The sequence below is a fragment of the Microcystis sp. LE19-41.2A genome (assembly GCF_027530405.1).
Classification (GTDB): Bacteria; Cyanobacteriota; Cyanobacteriia; order Cyanobacteriales; family Microcystaceae; genus Microcystis; species Microcystis aeruginosa.
This window is the reverse complement of sequence record NZ_JAPZQJ010000098.1, coordinates 1-1,583: the sequence shown is the minus strand read 5'-3', so window position 1 is coordinate 1,583 and position 1,583 is coordinate 1. Positions and strand designations below refer to the sequence as shown.

The following is a 1,583-nucleotide window of genomic DNA, read 5'->3' as shown; positions in this document are numbered from 1 at the left end:
CAAAGGGATTGGTTATGTCAGTGGAGATACCGAAAAACAGCTATCTGTAAGCGATACCAATGGTCAACGATTGGGACAGATAGCTGTTAGCAAGATTCAGTTAATTCGTCGTTCTAACGGTTTAATTGTTTCTCGCTAACTCATATAAAGCCGCCCTCCGCTATCGCTAAAGGGCGGGGTTTCAGACCCATTTTTTCGATGAACAGCTTTACTTCTTTGTCCCTGAAATTAGCGGGATTGGTTTTCATTATTTCCTTCCTTTTGGATGGGTTTATCCTGCCGCTGCCCTATCGATTTAATCAATCCCAATGGCAGGTAGGTTTCGTCACCACCTTTGTCGATCGAGGAATTGTTCCTCTTCTGGGTATCGTTCTCGTTTTAATCGCTTACTGGATTGACGCTAACAATAGAGATGTCATTCCTAGAAAATCTCGGTTTGAATTGCGTTGGCCGATCTTTATTTTTTCCACACTGTTAGGCTTAGTTTTTCTGTTGATGATTCCTGTTCATATCAATAATATCAACCAGATTAAAAACAACGCTTTGACTCAAATTCAACAGGGTGTTGACCAAGGGGAGGGACAAATTCAAGCCTTATTAGTCCAGTTAAATACGCTATCGCAAAATCCCCAACGATTAGACCAGGATATCTCTCGGGCAACTCAATTGATTGAAACTGGTCGTTTCCAAGGACAACCAATCAGCACAGAACAGTTACAGACCCTTCGCCAACAAAGAGAAGAATTAACTGGTTTACGGGATTTATCCAAAAAACCGAAGGAGTTTAAACAGAAATTAGATGAGATCAAAAATCGGCGACAAACTCAGCTGCAAGAGCGGCGAACACAGGCAGAAAGTCAAGCTAACTTGGAGGCTTTGAAACAGTGGTTAAGAATTGGTATTCAAAGTATGTTGCTATCGATTTGCTATAGTGTGATCGGTTGGTTAGGCATTCGAGAACTAGGTAGTGTCAAAAAACGCACTGCCTAAGCAGGGGATTTATCTTAATGATCAAGTATAAAGTTTTCGTTTTCGGTACTCAGAATTCTCCGAGTCAGGAGACGAGCGCAGACAAGAGCATACTTCATCCTTAGGATCAAATCTGTAACTATAGTCATTTCAGATAAGTCTGAGACACTCTAGACCGACAAAACCCTTATGAACTCTGGGATTGATATTCTCAATTTTAATTGAAATGACCATACTTAAATATTCAGCCACAGGGCATCATTTGCTGATGCCCTTTTATTGATTAAACCTCTAATACTAAATCCTGTTTAAAAGGTATAGGGGAGCGGGAGAGCGGGGGAGCGGGAATTATGAATTATGAATTAGGAAGTGGCAAGAATAAATAGGGTCTGCTGAAAAAGTTTTTCCTGGGGGTAGGAGTCAGTAGCCGGTCGTCAGGAGCCGGTCGTTTTAGGCTTTGTTGCCCGTGTTTTTTGTACCAAGCGATGTACTACAAGAAGGATAATGCAAGGTTTTTGAACGTCCCAATCCTATTTTCGCAGCATGAACATCGGACTTTAACAGGTCAAAAGCTTTATTTTAAAAGGGTTTTACCATTATTCAGCAAACCCTAG

Annotated in this window: 1 protein-coding gene and 1 pseudogene; both read left to right on the top strand. The window is 41.2% G+C overall.

Features of this window, described 5'->3' with window-relative positions; translation table 11 throughout:
- A pseudogene (locus O9290_RS28415) lies at window positions 1-139 on the top strand (RRXRR domain-containing protein); the annotation flags it as partial.
- A gap of 59 nt (window positions 140-198) precedes the next feature.
- Window positions 199-990 (top strand): HpsJ family protein, encoded by a 792-nt coding sequence (locus O9290_RS04145; RefSeq protein ID WP_288055101.1) that lies wholly within the window; start codon window positions 199-201, stop codon window positions 988-990.
- The last annotated feature ends 593 nt before the right edge of the window (window positions 991-1,583 follow it).

Bases quoted from the DNA above. Each gene is read 5' to 3' on its own strand.
- O9290_RS04145 (WP_288055101.1), top strand. From the start codon at position 199: ATGAACAGCTTTACTTCTTTGTCCCTGAAATTAGCGGGATTGGTTTTC.